At 70.0% G+C, this 20,757-nt stretch carries 16 protein-coding genes; 7 read left to right on the plus strand and 9 right to left on the minus strand.

Annotated features, from left to right (window positions below; all coding sequences use genetic code 11):
* Positions 1-119 precede the first annotated feature (119 nt).
* Positions 120-1,046, minus strand: a complete 927-nt coding sequence (locus tag ABZ319_RS35045; RefSeq protein ID WP_354990859.1) for a cyclase family protein — start codon at positions 1,044-1,046, stop codon at positions 120-122.
* Positions 1,047-1,202: 156 nt separating this feature from the next.
* Between ABZ319_RS35045 and ABZ319_RS35050 the strand changes: the two genes are divergently transcribed.
* The gene (locus ABZ319_RS35050; protein WP_354990860.1) at positions 1,203-5,093 is read left to right on the plus strand and encodes a Pls/PosA family non-ribosomal peptide synthetase; all 3,891 of its coding nucleotides are present in this window, start codon (positions 1,203-1,205) and stop codon (positions 5,091-5,093) included.
* On the plus strand, positions 5,090-6,427 hold the full coding sequence (locus ABZ319_RS35055; protein WP_354990861.1) for a M1 family metallopeptidase: 1,338 nt from the start codon (positions 5,090-5,092) through the stop codon (positions 6,425-6,427). Before ABZ319_RS35050 ends, ABZ319_RS35055 begins: the two co-directional genes overlap by 4 nt.
* A gap of 32 nt (positions 6,428-6,459) precedes the next feature.
* On the opposite strand, the gene ABZ319_RS35060 is transcribed toward ABZ319_RS35055, so the two are convergent.
* Complete coding sequence (locus ABZ319_RS35060) at positions 6,460-7,416, minus strand: AEC family transporter (RefSeq protein WP_354990862.1); 957 nt, start codon at positions 7,414-7,416, stop codon at positions 6,460-6,462.
* Positions 7,417-7,503: 87 nt separating this feature from the next.
* Positions 7,504-8,286 (minus strand): hypothetical protein, encoded by a 783-nt coding sequence (locus ABZ319_RS35065; RefSeq protein ID WP_354990863.1) that lies wholly within the window; start codon positions 8,284-8,286, stop codon positions 7,504-7,506.
* Positions 8,287-8,427: 141 nt separating this feature from the next.
* Here ABZ319_RS35065 and ABZ319_RS35070 point away from each other — a divergent pair, with 141 nt between their 5' ends.
* The gene (locus tag ABZ319_RS35070) at positions 8,428-9,561 is read left to right on the plus strand and encodes a hypothetical protein (protein WP_354990864.1); all 1,134 of its coding nucleotides are present in this window, start codon (positions 8,428-8,430) and stop codon (positions 9,559-9,561) included.
* Positions 9,562-9,677: 116 nt separating this feature from the next.
* Here the strand turns inward: ABZ319_RS35070 and ABZ319_RS35075 are convergent, their stop codons facing one another.
* The 5 genes from ABZ319_RS35075 to ABZ319_RS35095 form a co-directional block, all read right to left on the minus strand.
* Positions 9,678-10,682 (minus strand): LLM class flavin-dependent oxidoreductase, encoded by a 1,005-nt coding sequence (locus ABZ319_RS35075; RefSeq protein ID WP_354990865.1) that lies wholly within the window; start codon positions 10,680-10,682, stop codon positions 9,678-9,680.
* 85 nt (positions 10,683-10,767) lie between these two features.
* Positions 10,768-12,294, minus strand: coding sequence for a glycosyltransferase (locus tag ABZ319_RS35080; protein ID WP_354990866.1), 1,527 nt, complete (start codon positions 12,292-12,294; stop codon positions 10,768-10,770).
* Complete coding sequence (locus tag ABZ319_RS35085) at positions 12,291-12,971, minus strand: methyltransferase domain-containing protein (protein ID WP_354990867.1); 681 nt, start codon at positions 12,969-12,971, stop codon at positions 12,291-12,293. Before ABZ319_RS35085 ends, ABZ319_RS35080 begins: the two co-directional genes overlap by 4 nt.
* A 292-nt stretch (positions 12,972-13,263) precedes the next feature.
* Positions 13,264-13,995: a DUF2334 domain-containing protein gene (locus ABZ319_RS35090; RefSeq protein ID WP_354990868.1), complete on the minus strand. Its 732-nt coding sequence runs from the start codon at positions 13,993-13,995 to the stop codon at positions 13,264-13,266.
* A gap of 212 nt (positions 13,996-14,207) precedes the next feature.
* Entirely contained in the window at positions 14,208-14,864 is a 657-nt protein-coding gene (locus tag ABZ319_RS35095; RefSeq protein WP_354990869.1) for a hypothetical protein, read from the minus strand.
* 277 nt (positions 14,865-15,141) lie between these two features.
* On the opposite strand from ABZ319_RS35095, the gene ABZ319_RS35100 reads away from it, so the two are divergent.
* Positions 15,142-15,528: a hypothetical protein gene (locus ABZ319_RS35100; RefSeq protein ID WP_354990870.1), complete on the plus strand. Its 387-nt coding sequence runs from the start codon at positions 15,142-15,144 to the stop codon at positions 15,526-15,528.
* A 75-nt stretch (positions 15,529-15,603) separates the two neighbouring features.
* Here the strand turns inward: ABZ319_RS35100 and ABZ319_RS35105 are convergent, their stop codons facing one another.
* On the minus strand, positions 15,604-16,581 hold the full coding sequence (locus ABZ319_RS35105; protein ID WP_354990871.1) for a helix-turn-helix domain-containing protein: 978 nt from the start codon (positions 16,579-16,581) through the stop codon (positions 15,604-15,606).
* A gap of 144 nt (positions 16,582-16,725) precedes the next feature.
* Here ABZ319_RS35105 and ABZ319_RS35110 point away from each other — a divergent pair, with 144 nt between their 5' ends.
* The 3 genes from ABZ319_RS35110 (at position 16,726) to ABZ319_RS35120 (ending at position 20,626) form a co-directional block, all read left to right on the plus strand.
* Positions 16,726-17,322: an isochorismatase family protein gene (locus ABZ319_RS35110; RefSeq protein ID WP_354990872.1), complete on the plus strand. Its 597-nt coding sequence runs from the start codon at positions 16,726-16,728 to the stop codon at positions 17,320-17,322.
* Positions 17,323-17,665: 343 nt separating this feature from the next.
* On the plus strand, positions 17,666-19,018 hold the full coding sequence (locus ABZ319_RS35115) for a glutamate decarboxylase (RefSeq protein WP_354990873.1): 1,353 nt from the start codon (positions 17,666-17,668) through the stop codon (positions 19,016-19,018).
* Positions 19,019-19,057: 39 nt separating this feature from the next.
* Positions 19,058-20,626 carry a peroxidase family protein gene (locus ABZ319_RS35120; protein WP_354990874.1) on the plus strand — a complete coding sequence of 523 codons (1,569 nt, stop codon included), beginning with the start codon at positions 19,058-19,060 and terminating at the stop codon, positions 20,624-20,626.
* Positions 20,627-20,757 lie beyond the last annotated feature (131 nt).

Raw genomic sequence — 20,757 nt, forward strand, 5'->3', positions numbered from 1 at the left:
CCGAAATCCCGGGTGCCGGCCGTCGACCTCGAACGGGTCGGGATCCCCGCGCCCGGCGGTGTGGGCCGCCGGGACGCGCGTGCCCGGCGTCCCGGATCCGCTCCGGTCCCCGGATTCGGTCAGAAGATCGCGACCGGGGCCACCGGGGTGCCGGTCGCGCCGACGAACGGCTCGGGATTGGCCGTGAGCAGGAACTCGTAGCGCCCGTGCTCGGCGCAGGCGACGGCGAGTTCCTGCAGGTTCCAGTTCTGGCCCTGCAGCATGCCCATTTCCACCAGGTGCAGGGCGTGCACGCCGAGCCACAGGCCCTCGATCTCGGGCGGGAAGATCTCGAAGACCAGGGTGTCGTTGGCCACGGCCGCCACGTCCCGGGCATGGAACCACTCGGGGCAGCGGATGGACAGCCCGGGCGAGGGCACGCCGTACCCCTCGCGGTCACCGGCCAGGTAGAGACCCATCTGCCCGGTGCGAATCAGCACGATATCGCCCGGTCGCACCCGCACCCGGCCGAATTCCTCGGCGATCTCGAGGTCCTCCGGGGTGACCGCGTGGTTGCTCGGCAGCCGCTCCACCCCGTGGGCGCCCGCCACATCGAGCAGGACGCCGCGCGAGACGATGTGCGCGGCCCTGTCGATCCCGCTGAACTTGGCCCCGCGATGCGCGGTGATGGTGTCCGCGGGCCGGTTGTTGTAGATCAGCCCCGAATGCGAGACATGGGTGAGCGCGTCCCAGTGCGTCCCGGCCTGCAACCCCATGGTGACCACGTCGTCGCTGGTGGCGACGGTGCCGGGCCCGAACATCTCCCAGTTCACCGCGACCATGCTGTGCAGCGGGTTGACCCGGCCGGGGATCATCCCGGTCTGAATGCCCTGCTGGCTCAGCGGCACGGCCAGCGCCACCCGGTGCCCGGTCCGCACGGTCGCGGCCGCCGCCCGCACCACGTTGTCGGTGACGAGGTTCAGGGTTCCGATTTCGTCGTCGGAACCCCAACGGCCCCAGTTGTTCACACGCTTGGCCAGGTCGAGAAACGCCGATGGTAATGCCATGCCGCATGAACTTACGGCTAACGGTGCACACCCGACAATCCGCACCACGGGTAGCGTAGACATTCGGTCACCGTGGAGTTCGCCCGCTGGTAACCCTCGTGTGAAACAACAGACGCCGAAGCGTTCGACAGTTCTATGAGAGGTTGGCACGACGCGATGCTGGAGCCCCAGGTCGATACCGCGCTGGGCGCGAGTCCCATGCTGCGGGCGGCGCTCGCCCCACCGGCCCGCACGCTGGTCGACATCCTGGCCGCCACCACGGCCGCGCATCCGGACGCCGCCGCCATCGACGACGGCGACACGATCCTGAGCTACACCGAGCTGACCGGGGCCGTCGAAGCCCGGGTGCGCGAACTCGGCGCGGCCGGGGTGCGGGCGGGCGATCGGGTCGGGGTGCGCATGCCCTCGGGCACGCGGGCGCTGTACGTGAGCATTCTGGCCGTGCTGCACGCCGGGGCCGCGTACGTCCCGGTCGACGCCGACGATCCGGACGAGCGGGCCCGCCTGGTCTTCGGGGAGGCGCGGGTGACCGCGATCCTGACCGCCGACGGCATCGAAACCACGGCCGCCGCAGCACAATCGGCGGGCGGCCCCACCGCGGCCCCCACCCCCGCCGACGACGCCTGGATCATCTTCACCTCCGGGTCCACCGGTACGCCCAAGGGCGTCGCGGTCACCCACCGCAACGCCGCGGCCTTCGTCGACGCCGAGGCCCGCCTGTTCCTGCCCGCCGAGCCGATCGGCACCGAGGATCGCGTATTGGCCGGTCTCTCGGTCGCCTTCGACGCCTCCTGCGAGGAGATGTGGCTGGCCTGGCGCAACGGCGCGTGCCTGGTTCCGGCCCCGCGCGCGCTGGTGCGCACCGGCGCGGATCTGGGCCCCTGGCTGGTGCGCCGCGAGATCAGCGTTGTCTCCACCGTGCCGACCCTGGCCGCGACCTGGCCCGCCGAGGCACTGGACTCGGTGCGCCTGCTCATCTTCGGCGGCGAGGCGGTGCCGCCGGAACTGGCCGAGCGGCTGGCCGGGACCGCCGACCGCGAGGTGTGGAACACCTACGGTCCCACCGAGGCGACGGTGGTGGCGTGCGCGGCGCTGCTGGACGGTTCGTTCCCGGTGCGCATCGGCCTGCCCCTGGACGGCTGGGATCTCACCGTCGTGGACGCGGCCGGAAACCCGGTGGGCGAGGGCGAATCCGGCGAACTCGTCATCGGCGGCGTGGGCCTGGCCCGGTACCTGGATCCGGCCAAGGACGCCGAGAAGTACGCGCCGCTGCCCTCGGTGGGCTGGGACCGCGCCTATCGCAGCGGCGATCTGGTGCGCAACGACAGCGCGGGCCTGGTGTTCCTGGGCCGCGCGGACGATCAGATCAAACTCGGCGGCCGGCGCATCGAACTGGGCGAGATCGACAACGCGCTCCAGCACCTGCCCGGGGTCACCGGCGCGGCCGCGGCCATCCGGACCACCAAGGCGGGCAACAAGATCCTGGTCGGCTACCTGACCGGGCCCGGCCCCGACTACGACGTCAAAGCGGCCAGGGCGATACTGGCCGAACAGCTTCCGGCTCCGCTGGTGCCCCGCCTGGCCGTGGTCGCCGACATGCCCACCCGCACCTCGGGCAAGGTCGATCGCGACGCCCTGCCCTGGCCCCTGCCCAAGGCCACCGACGCCGATCCGGGGCTGAGCGAGACCGAACGCTGGGTCGCAGGCCTGTGGGATTCGATCCTGGGCGCGGAGGTCACCGATCCGAGCGCCGACTTCTTCGATCTGGGCGGCGGCTCGCTCGCGGCCGCGCAACTGGTCGGCGCCCTGCGCGAACGCCATCCGCGGATCACCGTCGCCGATCTCTACGACTCCCCCCGCCTGGGCGCGCTGGCCGCCGCGCTCGACGCCACCGCACCGGTCGCCGCCGCCACCGAACGCGTGGTGCGCCCGGTTCCACTGCGCGCCCAGCTGTTCCAGGTGCTGTCCACGATTCCCCTGACCACGCTGACCGGCCTGCAGTGGCTCACCTGGCTGGCCATCGTCGGCAACATCGCGGCCTGGACCGAGTCGCTACCCTGGCTCCCGCGCCTGTCGTGGTGGTGGGCGCTGCTGGCGTTCGTGCTGTTCATCTCCCCGCCCGGCCGGATGGCGTTGTGCGTGGCCGGATCCCGGCTGCTGCTGCGCAATGTGGAGCCCGGCAGCTATCCGCGCGGCGGCTGGACGCATCTGCGGTTGTGGGCCACGGTCCGGCTGTCCGCGGCCAGCGGCGCCGAAAGCCTGTCCGGCGCACCGTGGATGGTGCCGTTCGCGCGGGCGCTGGGCGCGCGCATCGGCCAGGGCGTCGACCTGCACACCCTGCCTCCGGTCACGGGCATGCTCGAACTGGGCGACGGCTGCAGCATCGAACCCGAGGTCGACCTGTCCGGCTACTGGATCGACGGGGATCTGGTGCACATCGGGCCGATCAGCATCGGCCCCGGCACGGTCGTGGGCGCGCGCTCGATCCTGCTGCCCGGCACCAGGATCGGCAAGAACGCGGAGATCGCGCCGGGCTCGGCGGTCGCGGGCAAGGTCAAGGGCGAGCAGGCGTGGGCGGGCTCCCCGGCGGTGAAGGTCGGTAAGGCGCAGCACAACTGGCCCGACCACACGCCCGCGCGGGCGCGGCACTGGGTCGCCATCTTCGGCATCACCTCCATGCTCCTGGCGGCGGTCCCGATTCTGGGCCTGGGCACCGGCGGCGCGTTCATCGCCTGGTGGATTCGCGACACCACGACGCTGTCCGCGGGCCTCGGCCGCGCGTTCGCGATCCTGCCGGTGGCGACCCTGCTCAGTCTGGGCGTGTACGCGGCGGTGACGATCGTGGCCGTGCGACTGTTCAGCATCGGGCTGACCCCGGGCTATCACCCGGTGCGCAGCCGGGTCGGCTGGCAGACCTGGGCCACCGAACGCCTGCTGGACGCCGCCCGCACATTCCTGTTCCCGCTGTACGCGAGCCTGCTGACCCCGATCTGGCTGCGCCTGCTCGGCGCGAAGATCGGCAAGCACGTCGAGGCGTCCACGGTGTTGCTGCTGCCGAAGTTCACCACGGTCGCCGACGGCGCGTTCCTGGCCGACGACACCATGATCGCCAGCTACGAACTCGGCGGCGGCTGGCTGCACATCGGTGAGGCCAAGGTCGGAAAGCGTGCCTTCCTGGGGAATTCGGGCATGACAGCGCCGGGTCGCCGGGTGCCGAAGAACGGTCTGGTCGCGGTCCTGTCGGCCGCGCCGTCCAAGGCCAAGGCGGGCTCGTCGTGGCTGGGCAGCCCCCCGGTGCGACTGCGCCGGACCGCCGGAAGCGGCGACACCGCACGCACTTTCGATCCGTCCCCGCGCCTGCGCGTGGCGCGCGGCATCGTCGAGACGTGCCGGCTGATCCCGGTCCTGGTGACCTTCGCCATCGGGCTCGGGGTGCTGTTCGCCCTGGCCTGGCTCGCGCAAACGGTCGGGCATCTGGCCACCGCGCTGCTGAGCGGGCTGGTGCTGCTGGCCGCGGGCGCGGTCGCCGGCGCGGTGTCGGTGGTCGCGAAGTGGTTGCTGGTCGGGCGGATCGGCACCGAGGAGCATCCGCTGTGGAGCTCGTTCGTGTGGCGCAACGAGGTCGCCGACACGTTCGTCGAACACGTGGCCGCGCCGTGGTTCGCGCGCGCCGCGACCGGTATGCCGGTCCTGAATCTGTGGTTGCGCGGATTGGGCGCGAAGATCGGGCGCGGGGTGTGGTGCGAGTCGTACTGGCTGCCCGAGGCCGACCTGGTGACCCTCGGCGACGGCGCGACCGTCGAGCGCGGTTGCGTGGTGCAGACGCACCTGTTCCATGATCGAATTATGGCCATGGACACCGTGACTCTGGGCGCCGGGGCAACGCTGGGCCCGCATTGCGTCGCCCTGCCCGCCGCCAGTATCGGAGCCGGCGCCACCGTCGGACCCGCGTCGCTGGTGATGCGCGGGGATGCGGTGCCGCCCTCGACCCGCTGGTGGGGCAACCCGATCGCGCCGTGGCCCGGCAAGACCGGGGCCGCCCGGTGAGGGTGAGCAAGTTCGCCGAGGAGCCGATCGACGACTACCTGCCGCAGAACGGCAATCGCGGGTATCGGGTGTCCCGGTACGACCTGGATCTGACCTACAAGGTCGCCAGCAACCGACTCGCGGCGCGCGCGGAGATCACCGCGGTGACCACCCGGGAGCAGGATCGCTTCGCACTCGATCTGGCACAGTCCCTGGCCGTGTCCAAGGTGCTCGTCAACGGCGCGCGCGTGGCGAAATACACGCACCAGCACGGGAAGTTGGTGATCACCCCGGCGCAGCGGATTCCGGCGGGCGGTGCGCTGTCGCTGACCATCCAGTACGCGGGCGCGCCGCGCCCGGTGCGCGGGCCCTGGGGTGAGGTGGGCTGGGAGGAATTGACCGAGGGCGCGCTGGTGGCCAGTCAGCCCAACGGCGCGGCCTCCTGGTTCCCGTGTGACGATCACCCGAGTTCCAAGGCCAGCTACCGGGTATCGATCACCACCGACACCCCGTACTTCGCACTCGCCAACGGCACGCTGATGCGTAAGCAAACCAAGGCGAGTCAGACCACCTGGGTGTACGAGCAGGCCGAGCCCATGGCCACGTATCTGGCGACCGTGCAGATCGGGCCGTACCGCAAGCACCGCATCGACACCCGGCGCGGTGCGGTGCCCATGCAGGCGGTGCTGCCGCTGCGGCTGCGCGCGGCCTTCGACCATGATTTCGCGCGCCAGCCCCGCATGATGGAGGTCTTCACCGAGGCGTTCGGGCCGTATCCGTTCGACGGGTACACGGTGGTGGTCACCGACGACGACCTCGAGATTCCCATCGAGGCGCAGGGCATCTCCACCTTCGGCGCGAATCACTGTGACGGGGAACGGGGTTCGGAACGGCTGGTCGCGCACGAGCTCGCGCACCAGTGGTTCGGCAACAGTCTCACGATCTCGCGGTGGCGGGACATCTGGCTGCACGAGGGCTTCGCCTGTTACGCGGAATGGATCTGGTCCGAGGCCGCGGGCGGGCCCGCCGCCGATCAGCTGGCCCGTTCGGCGCACCGCAATCTGGCGCATCTGCCGCAGGACATCCTCATCGGTGACCCCGGCCCGGCCCGGATGTTCGACGACCGGGTGTACAAGCGCGGGGCGCTCGCGCTGCACTCGCTGCGACTGCTGCTCGGTGACCCGAAGTTCTTCAATCTGCTGCGCGAGTGGACGGCCCGGTACCGGCACTCCTCGGTGACCACCGACGATTTCACGGACCTGGCAGGGCATTACAGCCCGAATCCGCTGCGGTCGCTGTGGGATACGTGGCTGTACACCCCGGCCCTGCCCGCGTTGCCGCCACCACCGCGCTGAGCGGGGCCCGCGGCCTCGGGTGAACGGGCCGGTCAGCCCGAGATCAGCAGCGCCGCCCAGATCGGTAACAGCAGCAACGACACCAGCGTCGATTTCACGACCGTGGCGGCGGCCAGATCGATGTCGGTGTCGTAGCTCTGGGCGAACAGGAAGAGGTTCTGGGCGGTCGGCATGGCCGCGATGAGGGTCAGGTACGCGAGCCACGGGTGCCCGACGTGGAATACGGCGTCCGCGATGAGCCAGGTGAGCGCCGGAAAAGCCAGGCACTTGCAAGCGATCAGCCAGTACTCGCCGGGGGCGGCCGGGCGCAGCCGCAGGCCCGTGCCGCCCAGGTGCAGTCCGAGCGCGAACAGCGCGATCGGGGCCGAGGCCGCGCCCGCGGTGGACAGGCAGTCCAGCATCCACCGCGGCACCGGCACTTCGGTGAGATTGGCGCCGATGCCGAGCCAGCAGGACAGCACCAGCGGGGTGGTCAGCGCCGACCACAGCCCGCGCCGCACCCGGCCGGCGGCAGTGGCGCCGTCCGGAATCCCCTCCCCGGGAGCCGATTCCAGAAGAGCGATGATGACCGTGGTCAGGACGCACACCTGCAGCAGCAGGATCGGGAAGATCGGCGAGACGTCCCCGAAGAGCAGTGCGAACACCGGGATCGCCAGGTAGGCCGTGTTGACCTGGCAGGCGGCCATGATGCGCAGGGCGATACCACGCATCCCGATACCCCGGGCGTGGCAGATGCCGCCGACCACGCCGGCGGCCAGCAGGACGGTCAGGGTATAGGAGCCGATCGCGCGCGGGTCGAACACCCGGTCCAGGTCGGCGGCATAGAGGCTGCCCAGCAGATAGGCCGGAATGGCGAAGCGGAAGGCGAACTCGGAGAACAGTTTCGATGCCGCCGCGTCGATGGTCCCGCGCCGCGCGAACACCACCCCCGCCGCGAACACGAACACCACCGGCGCCAGCTTCGCCGCCATGGCGGTCACGCCACCCACATCATCCTCCACGCCACCGCACGCACACCTGCCGTGAGCGTACGTCCGCGTGTCCGGCGACGGCGGCCCGAGCCCAGGCGGCGAGTGTCAGCCGGAGATGTCGTTGATGCAGTAGCCTTCCGAGCCGATCGCCACCGTGAAGACCATCGGCTGGGTCACGCCGGAGGAGTTCGTCACCGGAACCGTCACCAGGACATCGGAGATGCCCGAGGGTGCGGTGGTCATCTCACCGAATCCGGTGGTGCCGGTGAGCCTTCCGGGATTGTTGGCCAGGACCGAACCGGCGCAGACGAGGGGATACTTGCCCTCCACGTCGTCCGCGTTCACGGGTTTGCCGACCCATCGGGACAGGTAGCGCCGCACCGCGTAGCGCGCGTCCGCGTCGTCGAACGCGGCGTCGGACCCGGTCGCGTACACCCGCGGGCAGGCGTAGCCCGAGGCGATCTCGCTGCGTTTGACGCTGACGGTCTGTACCGGGCCCTTCCAGATCACCGCGAACTGCCCGTCGACGCCCGGCTGGGCGACCGCGGCCAGGATGGCGTCCTTGTCGCCGTACATGGTCCGCGCGTTCTGCGGCTCGATGGTCCAGCACTTGCGTACGAGGGTGTCGAGGTCCTGCCCCGTCAGATCTCGGACCCACGGCTGCAAAGCCTTGGCCGCGTTGGGATTACCGGGAACCTCCCCGATGGCGACGGCCGCGCCCGAGGTGATCGGCGCGGCGGTGGTCGTCTCCGCCGCACTCACCGCCGGTGTGGCGGTGGGCATCCGCGCCACCGTATGCCCGTCGTGCTGGTCCCCGGATCCGCACCCGGTCACCACCGCCAGCAGCAGACCCACCCCGAGAACCCCGCGCGCTCCACGCTCGATCACACCCCCATGCTAACGATCGCCGCACTCCCCCTACGGCATTCGACACCCCAATCAGCACTTTCGCCCGGTTTGCCCGTTTTGATCACCCGGTCATATAGTCCGGGACGCTATTGGACGAAGAACTGAACAGGTGGGTGGGGAATGACGGACGAGGTCGAATCCGCGGCGGAGGATACGACGGTCCCGGCGCGGAAACGCCGGCGGTGGCCGGCGATCGCACTGACCGCCGTGGTGCTGGCGGGGGTGGCCGCCGGGGCGAGCTGGCTCATGCTCGGGGATCACCGATCCGCGGAAGAGATCGCACTCGACGACTTCCGGACCGCGCGCCAGGGCCTGACCAAAGCCGCGGGGGCGCACTACACGGGGAAGCTGACGGACAGGGACGGCAAGTGGGTCGCCTTGGACCTGCGAGTGACCAACGTCGGCGAGGTTTCCGGCACCGTCGAGATCGCACCCGGTCAGTGGGTCGACTATCTGCATGTCGATGACAAGACCTTCATGAAGGGCACGCGCGCGGCGTGGATCGCCGACGGCGCGAGCGAGGAGGCCGCAACCGGCTCGGACGGCAAACAGGTGTCCCGGCACTACGTGTTTCACGGGATCACCCTGTCCTCGGCGCTGAATCCTTCGGTTCTGGGTAAGCAGCTCGACAACAGCGCGAGCAGCGGCAGCGCGCTCGTGGTCGGCGAGCCCGTCGCCATCGACGACCACGCTGCCACCCCGATCAGCAGCGGCGGGGTGACAACCTACGTACGTGACGGCCGGGTATCCCGAATCGTGAACGCCACCTTCGATATTCGAGTCACTCCGCTGAGCACGACCGAGGTGGACACCCTGTACTCCGACCTGGTTCCGGTGGTGACGGCGCTGGCGGACGCCTCCGATTCGGAGAAGAAGATCGAACACAACGCGGGGTGGAGCACCCCATGCGCGCGGACGTGCTCGGCCCTGTCGACCATAACCGCCACGGCTCAGCCGTTCATCGCGATCACCGGTCCGGGGGTCGCCTCGGCGAACACCGACACCATCATCGCGTACAGCATCGGACTCACTTTTGCCGGCGTCGATCAGGACCGGCCCGACTGTGTGGGCACCGCGACGATCCCGGCCAATGGATCCACGACGGTGTCCTGCGCATTCGAACCTCCGCCGGGTTCGGACGTCACCTCCGCGATCTGGGCGCGCGCCATCTTCGGGCAGGCTCGCGCCGATCAGCTGGTCAAGGCCCTGGAGAACAACGCCGACCGCAGCCGATACAAGGCCACGAGGAGCTGACTACCGGCTCGACTCGAGCGAGTCGCACCGCCGGCGTCCGAACGCCGGGCACGGGCGCGCGCCGGCGGATCCGAGACCCGAACTCCGAGTACCTCTGGAGTTCGGGTCTCGACTGATCAGCGAACCGCTTCCTGGGCAACGCGATCCGGGGTCGTGAGCTCGACCGAGCGGACGCGGTCGGCGATGTCGGTCGCGTGGTGGGCCAGGATCAGTTCGTCGGCCTCGATCGAGGCGGCGAAGTCGTCGAGGTAGGCGCGAACCCGATCGGGGGTGCCGACCGCGGTGTAGGTGGTCATCGCCGAGAGCTGGGAACCGTTGGGGGAAGCCAGGAACGCGTCGATCTCGTCGTCGGTGTAGTCGATGCCGGCGGCCCCGCGCTTGATCATCGCGCGGGCGCGGGCGCGGTAGGCGATGGTCTTCTGGGCTTCCGCGTCGGCCTGGTCGTCGGCGGCGAACACATTGGCCCCGGCCATGACGTAGGGCTCGGCCAGCTGCTCGGAGGGCTGGAAACCACTGCGGTAGGCCGCGACCGCCTGGTGCAGGGCGTCGGGGGCGAAGTGCGAGGCGAAGGCGTACGGCAGGCCCAGGTGCGCCGCGAGCTGCGCACCGAACAGGGACGAGCCCAGAATGTAGAGCGGCACAATGCCTTCCGCGCGCGGCACGGCCTGCACGCCGGGGATGCGGGAATTGCCGGACAGGTAGCCCTGGAGCTCGAGGACGTCCTGCGGGAAGGAATCCGCCGAGGACGGATTGCGGCGCAGCGCCCGCATGGTCTGCTGGTCGCTGCCCGGCGCGCGGCCGAGCCCGAGATCGATGCGCCCGGGGAACAGGGTCTCCAGGGTGCCGAACTGCTCGGCGATGACCAGGGGCGAATGGTTGGGCAGCATGATGCCGCCGGAGCCGATGCGGATCGTCTCGGTCTGCGCGGCCACGTGTCCGATCAGGACGCTGGTCGCGCTCGAGGCGATCGAGCGCATGTTGTGGTGTTCGGCGTACCAGACCCGGGTGTATCCGCTGCGTTCGGCGGCCCGCGCGAGTTCGACGCTGTTGTCGAAGCTGTCGCGCGCGGTGGTGCCGGGCGCGACCGAGGCCAGGTCGAGCAGGGACAGTGCGGGGGCCATACGACGCCGCCTTTCGAAGACCTGTGTTTGTTCGGGGCGGATGCGGTGCGCACCCACCCCTGTGACAAGCGTCGCGGGCCCGAACTTATGCCCCGAGGGTCCGGTGAGTGGCATTACAGTGCCGCAGCACGGCCCGGCGCAGCTCCGCTAAACCCACGCCGACCAGCGGCGATCGTGCCAGGGCCAGGACACTGACCGAATGCGCCGGATCGGTCGCGCAGTCGGCGAGCGCGGCGCGGGTGGCCGGGTCGAGGCTCGCCGCCACGATCGCGGCGGCGACCGGCTCGGCCCGGCCGGGGCCCAGGGTCAGGACCGCCGAGCGGGCCAGGGTCCAGAGATCGTCGGCGCGGCGGCACGGCTCGGGCAGTGCGTCACGGTGGCGGGTTTCGAAGTCGATCCACGCGGCCGTGCCGGTGGCGGGATCCAGCAGGACGTTGCGCAGAACGGCGTCACCGTGGCTCTGCCCGGCGGTGTGCAGTCCCGCCAGGGCACGGGCGGCGGCGGTGATCACCCGGTCCGCGTGATCGACCGGGCCGCCGGGTACCGCGTCGGCCGGGACGCCCGGACGGTACGGAATGAGCAGGCCGCCGTGCGCGGCCGGGCGGACGTCCTGCCCGTACAGTGCTCGATGCACCGCGTTTTCGCGGTCGTGCCAGGCGGTTCCGGACACCACGCGCACCGGTTCGCCGCAGATCGCGAGCCACAGATTCCACAGCGGCAGCAGCGGCGCGCGGGCGCGACGCCTGCGCTTGTGGAACCAGCGCCGCCCGTCGACCCGCACCGGGTCGAGATCGTGCATCGCGGTGCCCGCCACCAGCGCGGCGAGCCGCAGCCGCCACCGCCGCGGGGTCTCCGTGCCCGCGGGCGGGTGGCGGAATCGGTCCGGGTAGCGGGCGCGGCCACTCGAATGCAGCACCGCCCAGGCGTATTTCACGAAGGTGCGGGTGTAGCCGAAGGCCGGGATCTCCATACGCCGCGCGGAGGACAACACGGTCAGTTCGCGGTCGTAGACGAACCGGTCGCGCCGGGCCCGCCACAGACCGGCCAGCAGCGGCCATTCCTCGGAGATCTGCACGCTCTCGTCGAACGGCCCGAACGTGTCGAAGGCGTCGCGGGTGCTGAACATGAAGGCGGACATGGCTTTCGCGCGGGCGATGGGCAGCGCGCGCACTACATTCCAGAACGCCCACCACAGCCGGGCCCGGCGGCCGCCGTCGAGCGCGCCGAGCCGGGTCAGCCCGCCCTGGTAGCCGGCGTGCACGTGGGTGAGCGTGCGGGAGAAGGCGTCGGCGGGAACGCGGGTGTCGGCGTCGACGAAGACCAGCACGTCGCCCGCGGCCAGCTCGGCGCCCAGGTTGCGGGCGCGCCCGGCGCCCGGCCGGTCCGCCACCGCGACGCGGATCGGAACCCGGGAGGCGCCCCAGGCTGTTTCGGCTGCCTCGGCACAGGTGAACGAGCGCGCCAGTTCAGCTGTCCCGTCCGTGCTGGCGCTGTCCACGACGATGATCTCGATCGATGCGCGCGCCGTGCGCGCGGCGATCACCAGCGACCGCAGGGTGTCGCCCAGCGCCGCCGCCTCGTTGCGCGCCGGGACGATCACCGAGACCTTCATTCCGCGCGCTCCAGGACGAACAGGTCGCGCCCGCCGAACGGCACCGGGAACCGGTCCGCCTCGAAGGCGGTCACCCGCAGTCCCGCGGCCGCGGCGGCGGCCCGCACGTCGGCCCGCGAGAAGACCCGCAGCACCCGTAGCGCCTGCGGGGTCGGCGCGACGTATCCGACGGCGCGGGCGGTGCGAAACGCCAAGCGCCCGAACAGGAATCCCCGCACCACGAGTGCGGCGTGCCCGGCCGGGCCGCCGACGGTCGACTGGAGCACGATGATCCGCGGCGCGACCCGCGCCGCCTCGCGCAGCAGCACCGTGGCATCGGCCGGGAACTGCAGGACGTGCAGCACCAGCGCCGCCTCGAAAGCGTTGTCCGCGAACGGCAGCGCCCCGTCCGCGCACAGCACCGGCGCGGGCCCGACCACATGCATGTCGACCACATCGGTCTCGACGAAACTCGAGGCCGTCACCGCGCGCAGCGCCTCGGTGTTGTGCCCGGTCCCGGATCCGATGTCGATCACCCGCCCGCCCACGGGCAGGTGTGGCGCGACCCGCGCCGCGATCCGGCCCGCCCGCTGGGCCGCGGCCCCGTCCAAGCGTCCCCGCAGAAACGCCCCGGTCCGGGACGATGCCCCCGCGTCGCGATCTGCCCGGCGGGACACGGTCCTGCCGTCCGCGCTCATCGGACGAGCTCCGGGGTACGCGCGGCGCCGGTGTGGATCCACTCTCGCGCGACATCCGGGAACGCTCGGACCGCCGCATAGTAGGGCCACGCCGCTCGCTCCCCTGCCACGCGACCGCAGGACTCCCCCGGACCGTCGATGCCGGTCCCGGCGCACCGGTGTCCGGGGTGCGGCGAGCGCACCGGCGCGGATCTACCCCACGCGTGCGGAAATGCGCTCCCGCGTGCGTACCGGGCGCCCGGCTCCATCCGCGACATCCCGTACCGAGTCGGCCCGCCACGCTCGCCCGCGCTCATCGGGTCTGCGCCCGGTCGATCAGCTCGCGGATCAGGGCGGGGGTGCGCCCCAGGGCTAACTGAGCGCGGACCGCGGCGAGGGCGTGGGGCAGAAAGCCGCGGCGGACGTCGAGGGGGTGGATGGTGATTGTCGGGACCGCGCCTGGCCGCAGGTCGGCCAGATGGCCGACGGCCGCGGCCGCGCGGGACAGGGCCGCGAGCGGCGACACGTCCCAGATGCGAGTGGCCAGCCGCACGGTGCGGCCGTGCACGTCGGCCGCCGATGCCCAGCCGACCCGGTATCGGAGCCCCACGGCGGCAAGGGTTTCCGTTCCGACACTGCCCAATCGGTATGCCGGGGGCAGAAATCCCTCCACGGGGGTGCCGAGCCGCTCGCTCAGCGCGTCCCGGCCCGCGCGCAATCGCGCCGCCGCCGCGTCGGCGCCGAGCCCGGCGAACTCGTCGGCACCACCGGTGAGCAGGCTGACCGGCCCGCGGCCGCGCTCGCGGCGATGCGTCCAGCCGTGCAGCAGCACCTCCTGTGCACGGCCGGCGACCAGCTGCTCGTCGCCCGGCCGGAGCGGCCGCCCGCCCCAGCACGGCACGACGCCCGCGGAGACCCGCGATCCGACCAAAGGCGTCAGCGCATCGAAGATCTCGGCTGTCTCGGCAGCCCACTCCGGCGCGACGTCATGTACCGAGACGTGAAAGCGATCGACCCCGAACGCGCTCGGCGAAACTCTCCCCATGCGGCGAATTTACACGTCGCCCTGACTCTGCTCCGCGTGCCCGGCGTAGCGAATCACGCTGCCGCCCGCGGTGGTTGGCGGCGTTCCGGCAGCCGTCGCACCCCGGTGCCCCGCGGCGCCGTCCGCACCGGTGTCCGAACGCCCGCGCGTACGCGGTGCCGTTCCGGGTGAGCGGGCCGTGCCCGGCGGGACCGTGGGCCCCGCCGGTCGGCTCAGTTCTGGCTGCCCGGCTCGGTGAACAGGCGCGGCTGCAACTGTTCCTCGGCCCAGTCCAGGGTTTCGCGCAGATCCAGCCACATGCGGCGGCGGTTCGTCTCGGGATCGTTCATCCCGGTCTGGGCGTAAGTGAGTACACCCCAGAGGATTTCGCGCCGCGAACTCGGACTCACCGCGGAGAATGCCACGGGGATGGCGATGCCGACGCGGGTGACGGTGAAACGGTTCTCCGCGCCGTGGATTCCGGCCGTCAGCTGGCGGGGATCGTCGGTGACCTTGATCCATTCCACGATGGTGCCGGGGACCTGCTCCACCAGCATCTCGGTGATCTGCTCCCGGATCATCTCCTCGGGATCGAAACCGAGGCGGCCGATGAAGGTGTCGTCCCCGGCCAGGCGGGCGAAGTCGTCCGCGGGAACCCCGTGCTTCGGGTTCTCCTCGAACTCTCCTGTCAGAGTGCCGTTCTCGTCCACGAGCCAGCAGCCCTTGATCGCCTCCGCCGGGACGTACCCGTCGGGGTCCTCGACGTAGTCGGCGTCGATCGCCGCGACCACGCCGTTCGGATTCTCCAGGGCCGCCGCCACCAGTCCGGCGTCGGGCACCCAGTCCGCGGGCGCCCGCACCACCCGGCGCTGCGAATTCGAAGAAGTCACCGTGCATCCCTTTCGTATCGTTACCCTCAGATTAGACCGGCGGCCGCGCGCACCGACTCCGGTCGCACGCCAAAGCGGCGCTGCCGCAACAACACTGACACGCCCGTCCCGGCGAATGCACCGCCGCCGTACCGATCCCGCCCGGCGCTTCCCGCGCGGGATCGTCGATGCACGATAGCGGCCCCGCCCGCCGGTCCCGCACGACCCTCCCCCACCCCGACACGCGCACCGCGCGAGTTCCGGGAATCCGCTGACCAGGGGTGGCACCCTGTCCGCTGTGACCGATTCGCTGACCATGGCCGCGATCGAAACCGTCTCCCGGACGGTCAATTCCTATGCGGTCGCGGCCGCCGGGAAACCCCTGCCACCGGTGACCTGGATGTGGGAGTGCTGCGCCCGCTTCACCGTGTCCCACACCGGCGAGCCCGGCGCCGCCGAGTTCTGCGGCACCATCGACCCCGACCTGCCCAGCATCGAGGCCAAATCCCACCTGCTGCAATGGGCCCAGGCCCTGAACATGACCGAGACCACCACCGACCGCGAGTCCGCGGACGGCCGCCGCAGCTTCACCTGCGCACTGGCCGACTCCCGGATCCGCCTGACCGCCTTCGTCGAATCCCTATGCCCCGCAACGGAAACCCAGCCCCTGGCCATCATGTCCTGAACGTCTGTGGCGCAGCCGGACCGCGGCGGAAGCGAGCGCTTCCGGCGCGGGCCGGTCACGAGAGATCGGCCGAATTCAGCCGATTCGGAAGCGTTTTCGGTACTCGGTCGGGGTGACGTCGAGTGTGCGGCGGAAGGCGCGGGTCAGGGTGTCGGTGGTGTTGAAGCCGGAGCGGGTCGCCACGCGGTCGAGGGTGGCGTCGGTGGTTTCGAGCTGATTCCGGGCCACTTCGACGCGGGCGGACTCGATGTAGGCGGCGGGTGACATCCCGAGTTCGGATTTGAAGACCCGGTTCAGTTGACGTTCGCTCATATGGGCCTCGGCGGCCAGGTCGGTGACGGTGAGCGGGGTCGCGATATTGCGGGTGATGTAGTGCCGCAGCGCGTCCACACGGCGGGTCGTCGACATCGGTTCCAGGGAAACGCTGAACTGGCTCTGGCCGCTGGGGCGCTTGAGATACATGACGAGCTGGCGGGCGACCCGCAGGGCGGGGGCGTCGCCGAAGTCGTCGGCCACCAGCGCGAGGGCCAGATCCAGGCAGGCGGTGAGTCCGGCGCCGGTCCACACGTTCTCGTCGCGGATGAAGATGGGGTCGGCGTCCACCTCGATCGCCGGGTGCTCGGCCGCGAGTTGCTGTGCGGTCGACCAGTGCGTGGTGGCGCGTCGGCCGTCGAGCAGCCCGGCGTCGGCCAGGATGTGCGCGCCCACGCAGACCGAGGCCACGCGGCGCGTGGTGGCGGACAGCGTCCGCACCCGGTCCACCACCGCCGGATCACTCACCGCGCGCACCCGCCGCCGCTCGTCGACCTCGACCGCGCCGGGCACCAGCAGGGTGTCGATCGCACGCCCGGCGAGCTCGTCGAAGGTCACGTCCGGCAGCACCCGCACCCCCGCCGACGTGGTCACCGGGTCCATGGTCTCAGCGGCGAGCACGACGTGGTACCCGGTGGGCTCGTCCATCTCACGCTGCAGCAGCGCGAACACCTCCGGCGGCCCGGTGACGTCGAGCAGGTCGACGCGGTCGAAGAGCACGACGACGATCAAGCGTTCCACGATGACCTTCCCAGCCGACGAATGTCCGATTCTGCAGGTTACCCGACATTCCCGACACGCCGAATCTGCCCTAGCGTGGAACACGTCGCCCCGCGAACACGCGGCTTCGACCCAAACACCAACCGGCAGAAGGATATTCGAGACATGACCCCGCGGAGCACCACCCTGCGCGACCTGAACGGCCTCGATCGAACCCCCGCGACACTGGCCGACGCGACGCTGATCCTGGTCGACTACCAGAACACCTACACCCGCGGCGTCATGGAGCTGACCGGCTGGGAGGCCGCCCTGGACGCCGCCGCCGACCTCCTGGCCCGGGCACGGGCCGCCGGCGCGGCCGTCATCCACGTGATCAACGACGGCGGCGTCGGCACCCCCTACGACATCACTGCCGAGATCGGGCGAATCCATCCCCGCGTCGCGCCGATCGAGGGCGAGCCCGTGGTGGTCAAGACCGCGCCGAACGGATTCGTCGGCACCGACCTCGCCGATCGGGTCGACGCGGCCGGCCACGACCACGTGGTGCTGGCCGGGTTCATGACCCACATGTGCGTCACCTTCACCACCGAGGGCGCATTCCTGCGCGGCAACCAGCCCACCGTGGTGGCCGACGCCTGCGCGACCCGGCCGCTGCCCTCGGTAGCCGGCGACGTGCCCGCCGAGCAGCTGCACGCCGCCGCCCTGGCGACGATCGGCGATCTCTACGGCGTCGTGGTTCCCACCGCCTCCGCCCTGGGCTGAGGTACGGCGGAAGTCAAGCGATGGAAGGCAATTAGCGGTCGGCGACCTTCTCGGCTGTTCTATTGCAGCGCCGAGACGCCGACTGCTAACCTTGCAACAGGAGCGATTGCCCCGATATAGCCATAGACCCGATGCGTTGTGCCACAATTGTTTCCAATACTCCTCGCTGACTTGCCACGCCGTCGCATCCACAATGCACGGCAGTCGACGACAGTGCATACTTCTGCGGATTCATGACGAGTACGAGCGACGTGTCCACGCTCGGCCATCTCGAAAGCTCTTGTCCCTGAATATCAGCGCGGCCATTTCTCGGCGCCGGCCGCGCCGAGAAGGTGCGTGAACGATGCTTACTCATGTGCAGCCGGACCGGTGGAGCGAATCGGTCGAAGTCAATCCCCTATACAGCGGGCTCGTTCCGGCCGGCGGGGTACCGAAATACAAACTCCCCGACCGCCCGATGTCACCGGACGCCGCCGCGGCATTGATTCGCGACGAACTCATCCTGGACGGCAACGCCCGGCTCAACATGGCGACTTTCTGCACGACATGGATGGAACCGCAAGCGCGCGAACTCATCGCGGAATCCCTCGATCGCAATATCGTCGATCAGGACCAGTATCCGCAGACCGCCGAAATGGAGGCGCGCTGCGTCAACATCCTCGACAATCTGTGGCGCGACCCGGACGGCATCAGCGTGGGCTGTTCCACCGGCGGCTCCAGCGAGGCCGCCATGCTGGGCGGGCTGGCCATGAAGTTCAAATGGCGCGAACGCCGCCGCGCGCAGGGTCTTCCGATCGATCGGCCGAACCTGGCGCTGTCCACGGCGGTGCACACGTGCTGGCCGAAGTTCTGCAGGTACTGGGACGTCGAACCGCGGTGGATGCCGATCGAGGCGGGCGACTACACACTCGACGCCTCCCGCGTGCGCGAGTACTGCGACGAGAACACCATCGGCGTGATCGGGGTACTCGGGTCGACACAGGTCGGCAAGCTCGATCCGATCGCGCGCATGTCGGCGGAATTGGACGCGCTGCAGGCGGACACGGGCATCGACATCCCATTGCACGTGGATGCCGCGATCGGCGGATTCATCACGCCGTTCCTTGATCCGGATCTGGTGTGGGACTTCCGTTTACCGCGCGTGCAGTCCATCAATGCCTCGGGGCACAAGTTCGGCCTCGTCTTCCCCGGCGTCGGCTGGATCGTATGGCAGGAACCCGACGCATTACCCGAGGATCTCGTGATGAATTGCGAACTGCTCGGCGGCAACGTGGAAACCTTCACGCTGAGTTTCTCCCGGTCCGGCGCGCCGGTCATCGCCCAGTACTACAACTTCCTGCGCCTGGGCTTCGGCGGATACCGCGCGGTTCAGCAGACGTGCGTGGACGTCACGCGCTATCTCGCCGGACAACTCGCCGATATCGAGAGTCTCCAGGTTGTCTCCGGCGGTGAACACCTGCCCGTCCTGACAATTCGGGTGCACCCCGAACGCGAACACGCGTTCACCGTCGCCGATTTGTCCGATCGGCTGCGGCTGCGCGGCTGGCAGGCGCCCACCTATACGTTGCCGCCGAATCTGGAACACATCTCGGTGGCCCGGTTCGTCATTCGCAACGGTTTCAGTCAGGCCGTCGCCGACATGCTCCTGACGGATATTCGGCGCGAGGTCGAATTCCTCGACCGCGCCCGCGCGTAACTCCACACCGGTTACCTTTCATTTCTTGGGGGATGTCCCATGTGCAGTGCCACCACGTCCGGCCGCGATCTGTCCCGCGACGGCCGCCCCGCTCGCCTCGCCGCACACGTGCTCTCGCACTACGGCCCGCTCTGGGCCGCGGTGAATCGTGTCGCCCCGGTGCAGCGCCAACTGAACAGTCAGCTGACGCAGATCGCCATGCGGAACCTGCCCACCCGCCCCGAACCGCTCAGCGCGCGCAGTCCCTACACCAGTTGGCCGTCGCTGACCGACCGCACCTATATCGGACGCCAGCTGCCACCGGTCGACGAGCTGCGCCCCGGATTGCCCACGCCCGCGGAAACTCTCGAACTCTTCCGGCGATCGGGCCCGACCGTGACGGCCGAACGATCGACCGCGCTGCTCCCCGCGTGGTCGCAGTGGTTCACCGACGGATTCCTGCATCGCGGAAACGATCCCGATCCCAGTCGCACCGATTCGACCCACATCGTGGACGCCAGGCCGCTGTACGGCCATACCGAGGAGACCAGCAACGCGCTGCGGGCCTTCGAGGGCGGCCGCCTGAAGAGTCGCTGGGTCGGCGCCGCGGAATTTCCGCCGCTGCTGTGCTCGGGCGGGCAGATCAAAGCCGAGTTCGCCGTGCTGAGACCCGTTCGATTCGAACGCATTCCGCTCGAGAAGCACGATTCGCTGTACGCGCTCGGCGGCGACGGCTCCAACTCCACCATCGGCACCCAGATGTTCGCCACCCTGTTCGTGCGCGAACACAACCGCATCGCCGAGGTCATCGGCGCGGCGCACAAGAACTGGGACGACGAGCGAATCTTCCAGACCACGCGCAACGTGATGATCGTGCTGATGACCCGGGTGGCGCTCGAGGATTACGTCAACCACCTCACGCCGTTCCACTTCCGCTTCGCGCTCGACCCGAAACGCACCTATCGCGGACCCTGGATCCAACCGAACTGGGTCACCGTCGAATACAGCATGTCCTATCGCTGGCACAGCATGATCCCGTCCGAATACCGCATCGACGGCGAGACCGTGCCGCTGATCGACACGCTCGCCAACAGCAAGCTCGTCGAGGCGCGCGGCCTGGGCCCGCTGTTCCAGGACCTGTCCACGCAACCGGCGGGCCGGCTCGGGCTGCTGAACACCCACGAGTCGCTGCTGCCGACCGAGGAGTCGACCATCGTGATGGGCCGCGCCCTGAACATGGCGTCCTACAACGACTATCGCGAGTTCGCCGGTCTGCAACGGGTGACGGACTGGGGGCAGATCTCCAGCGACCGCGCAGTCATCTCTGGTCTGCGAGAGCGCTACCGCGACATCGACGACATCGACTACTACGTGGGTCAGGCCGCCGAGGAGCCCGCGAAAGGTGCGCTGTGGGGCCGCCTCATGGGCAGGATGTTCGTGGTCTCGGCCTTCTCCGAACTGCTGAACCACCCGTTGCTCTCACCCCGGCTGTTCACCGCGGACACCTTCTCGCCCGAGGGCATGCGCGTCATCGAGTCGACCCATTCGTTCTCGGACATCCTCAACCGGAACACACCGGAGGACAAGCACACTCACCTGGTCACCTTCGGCCGGAGCGCTCCCCGATGAGCACGCATGGGTCGGTCGGGCGCGGCGCCGCGCCCGGGGGCCGGCCCCCGGGCACCAGAACGGAAGAGCGTCGTGGTGGGGAAGAGGGGTGGGGGGGTTGTGTAGATGTAGGGGGTGGGCGGGGAATGGAA

The organism is Nocardia sp. NPDC005978, from assembly GCF_040614455.1.
Taxonomy (GTDB): Bacteria; Actinomycetota; Actinomycetes; order Mycobacteriales; family Mycobacteriaceae; genus Nocardia.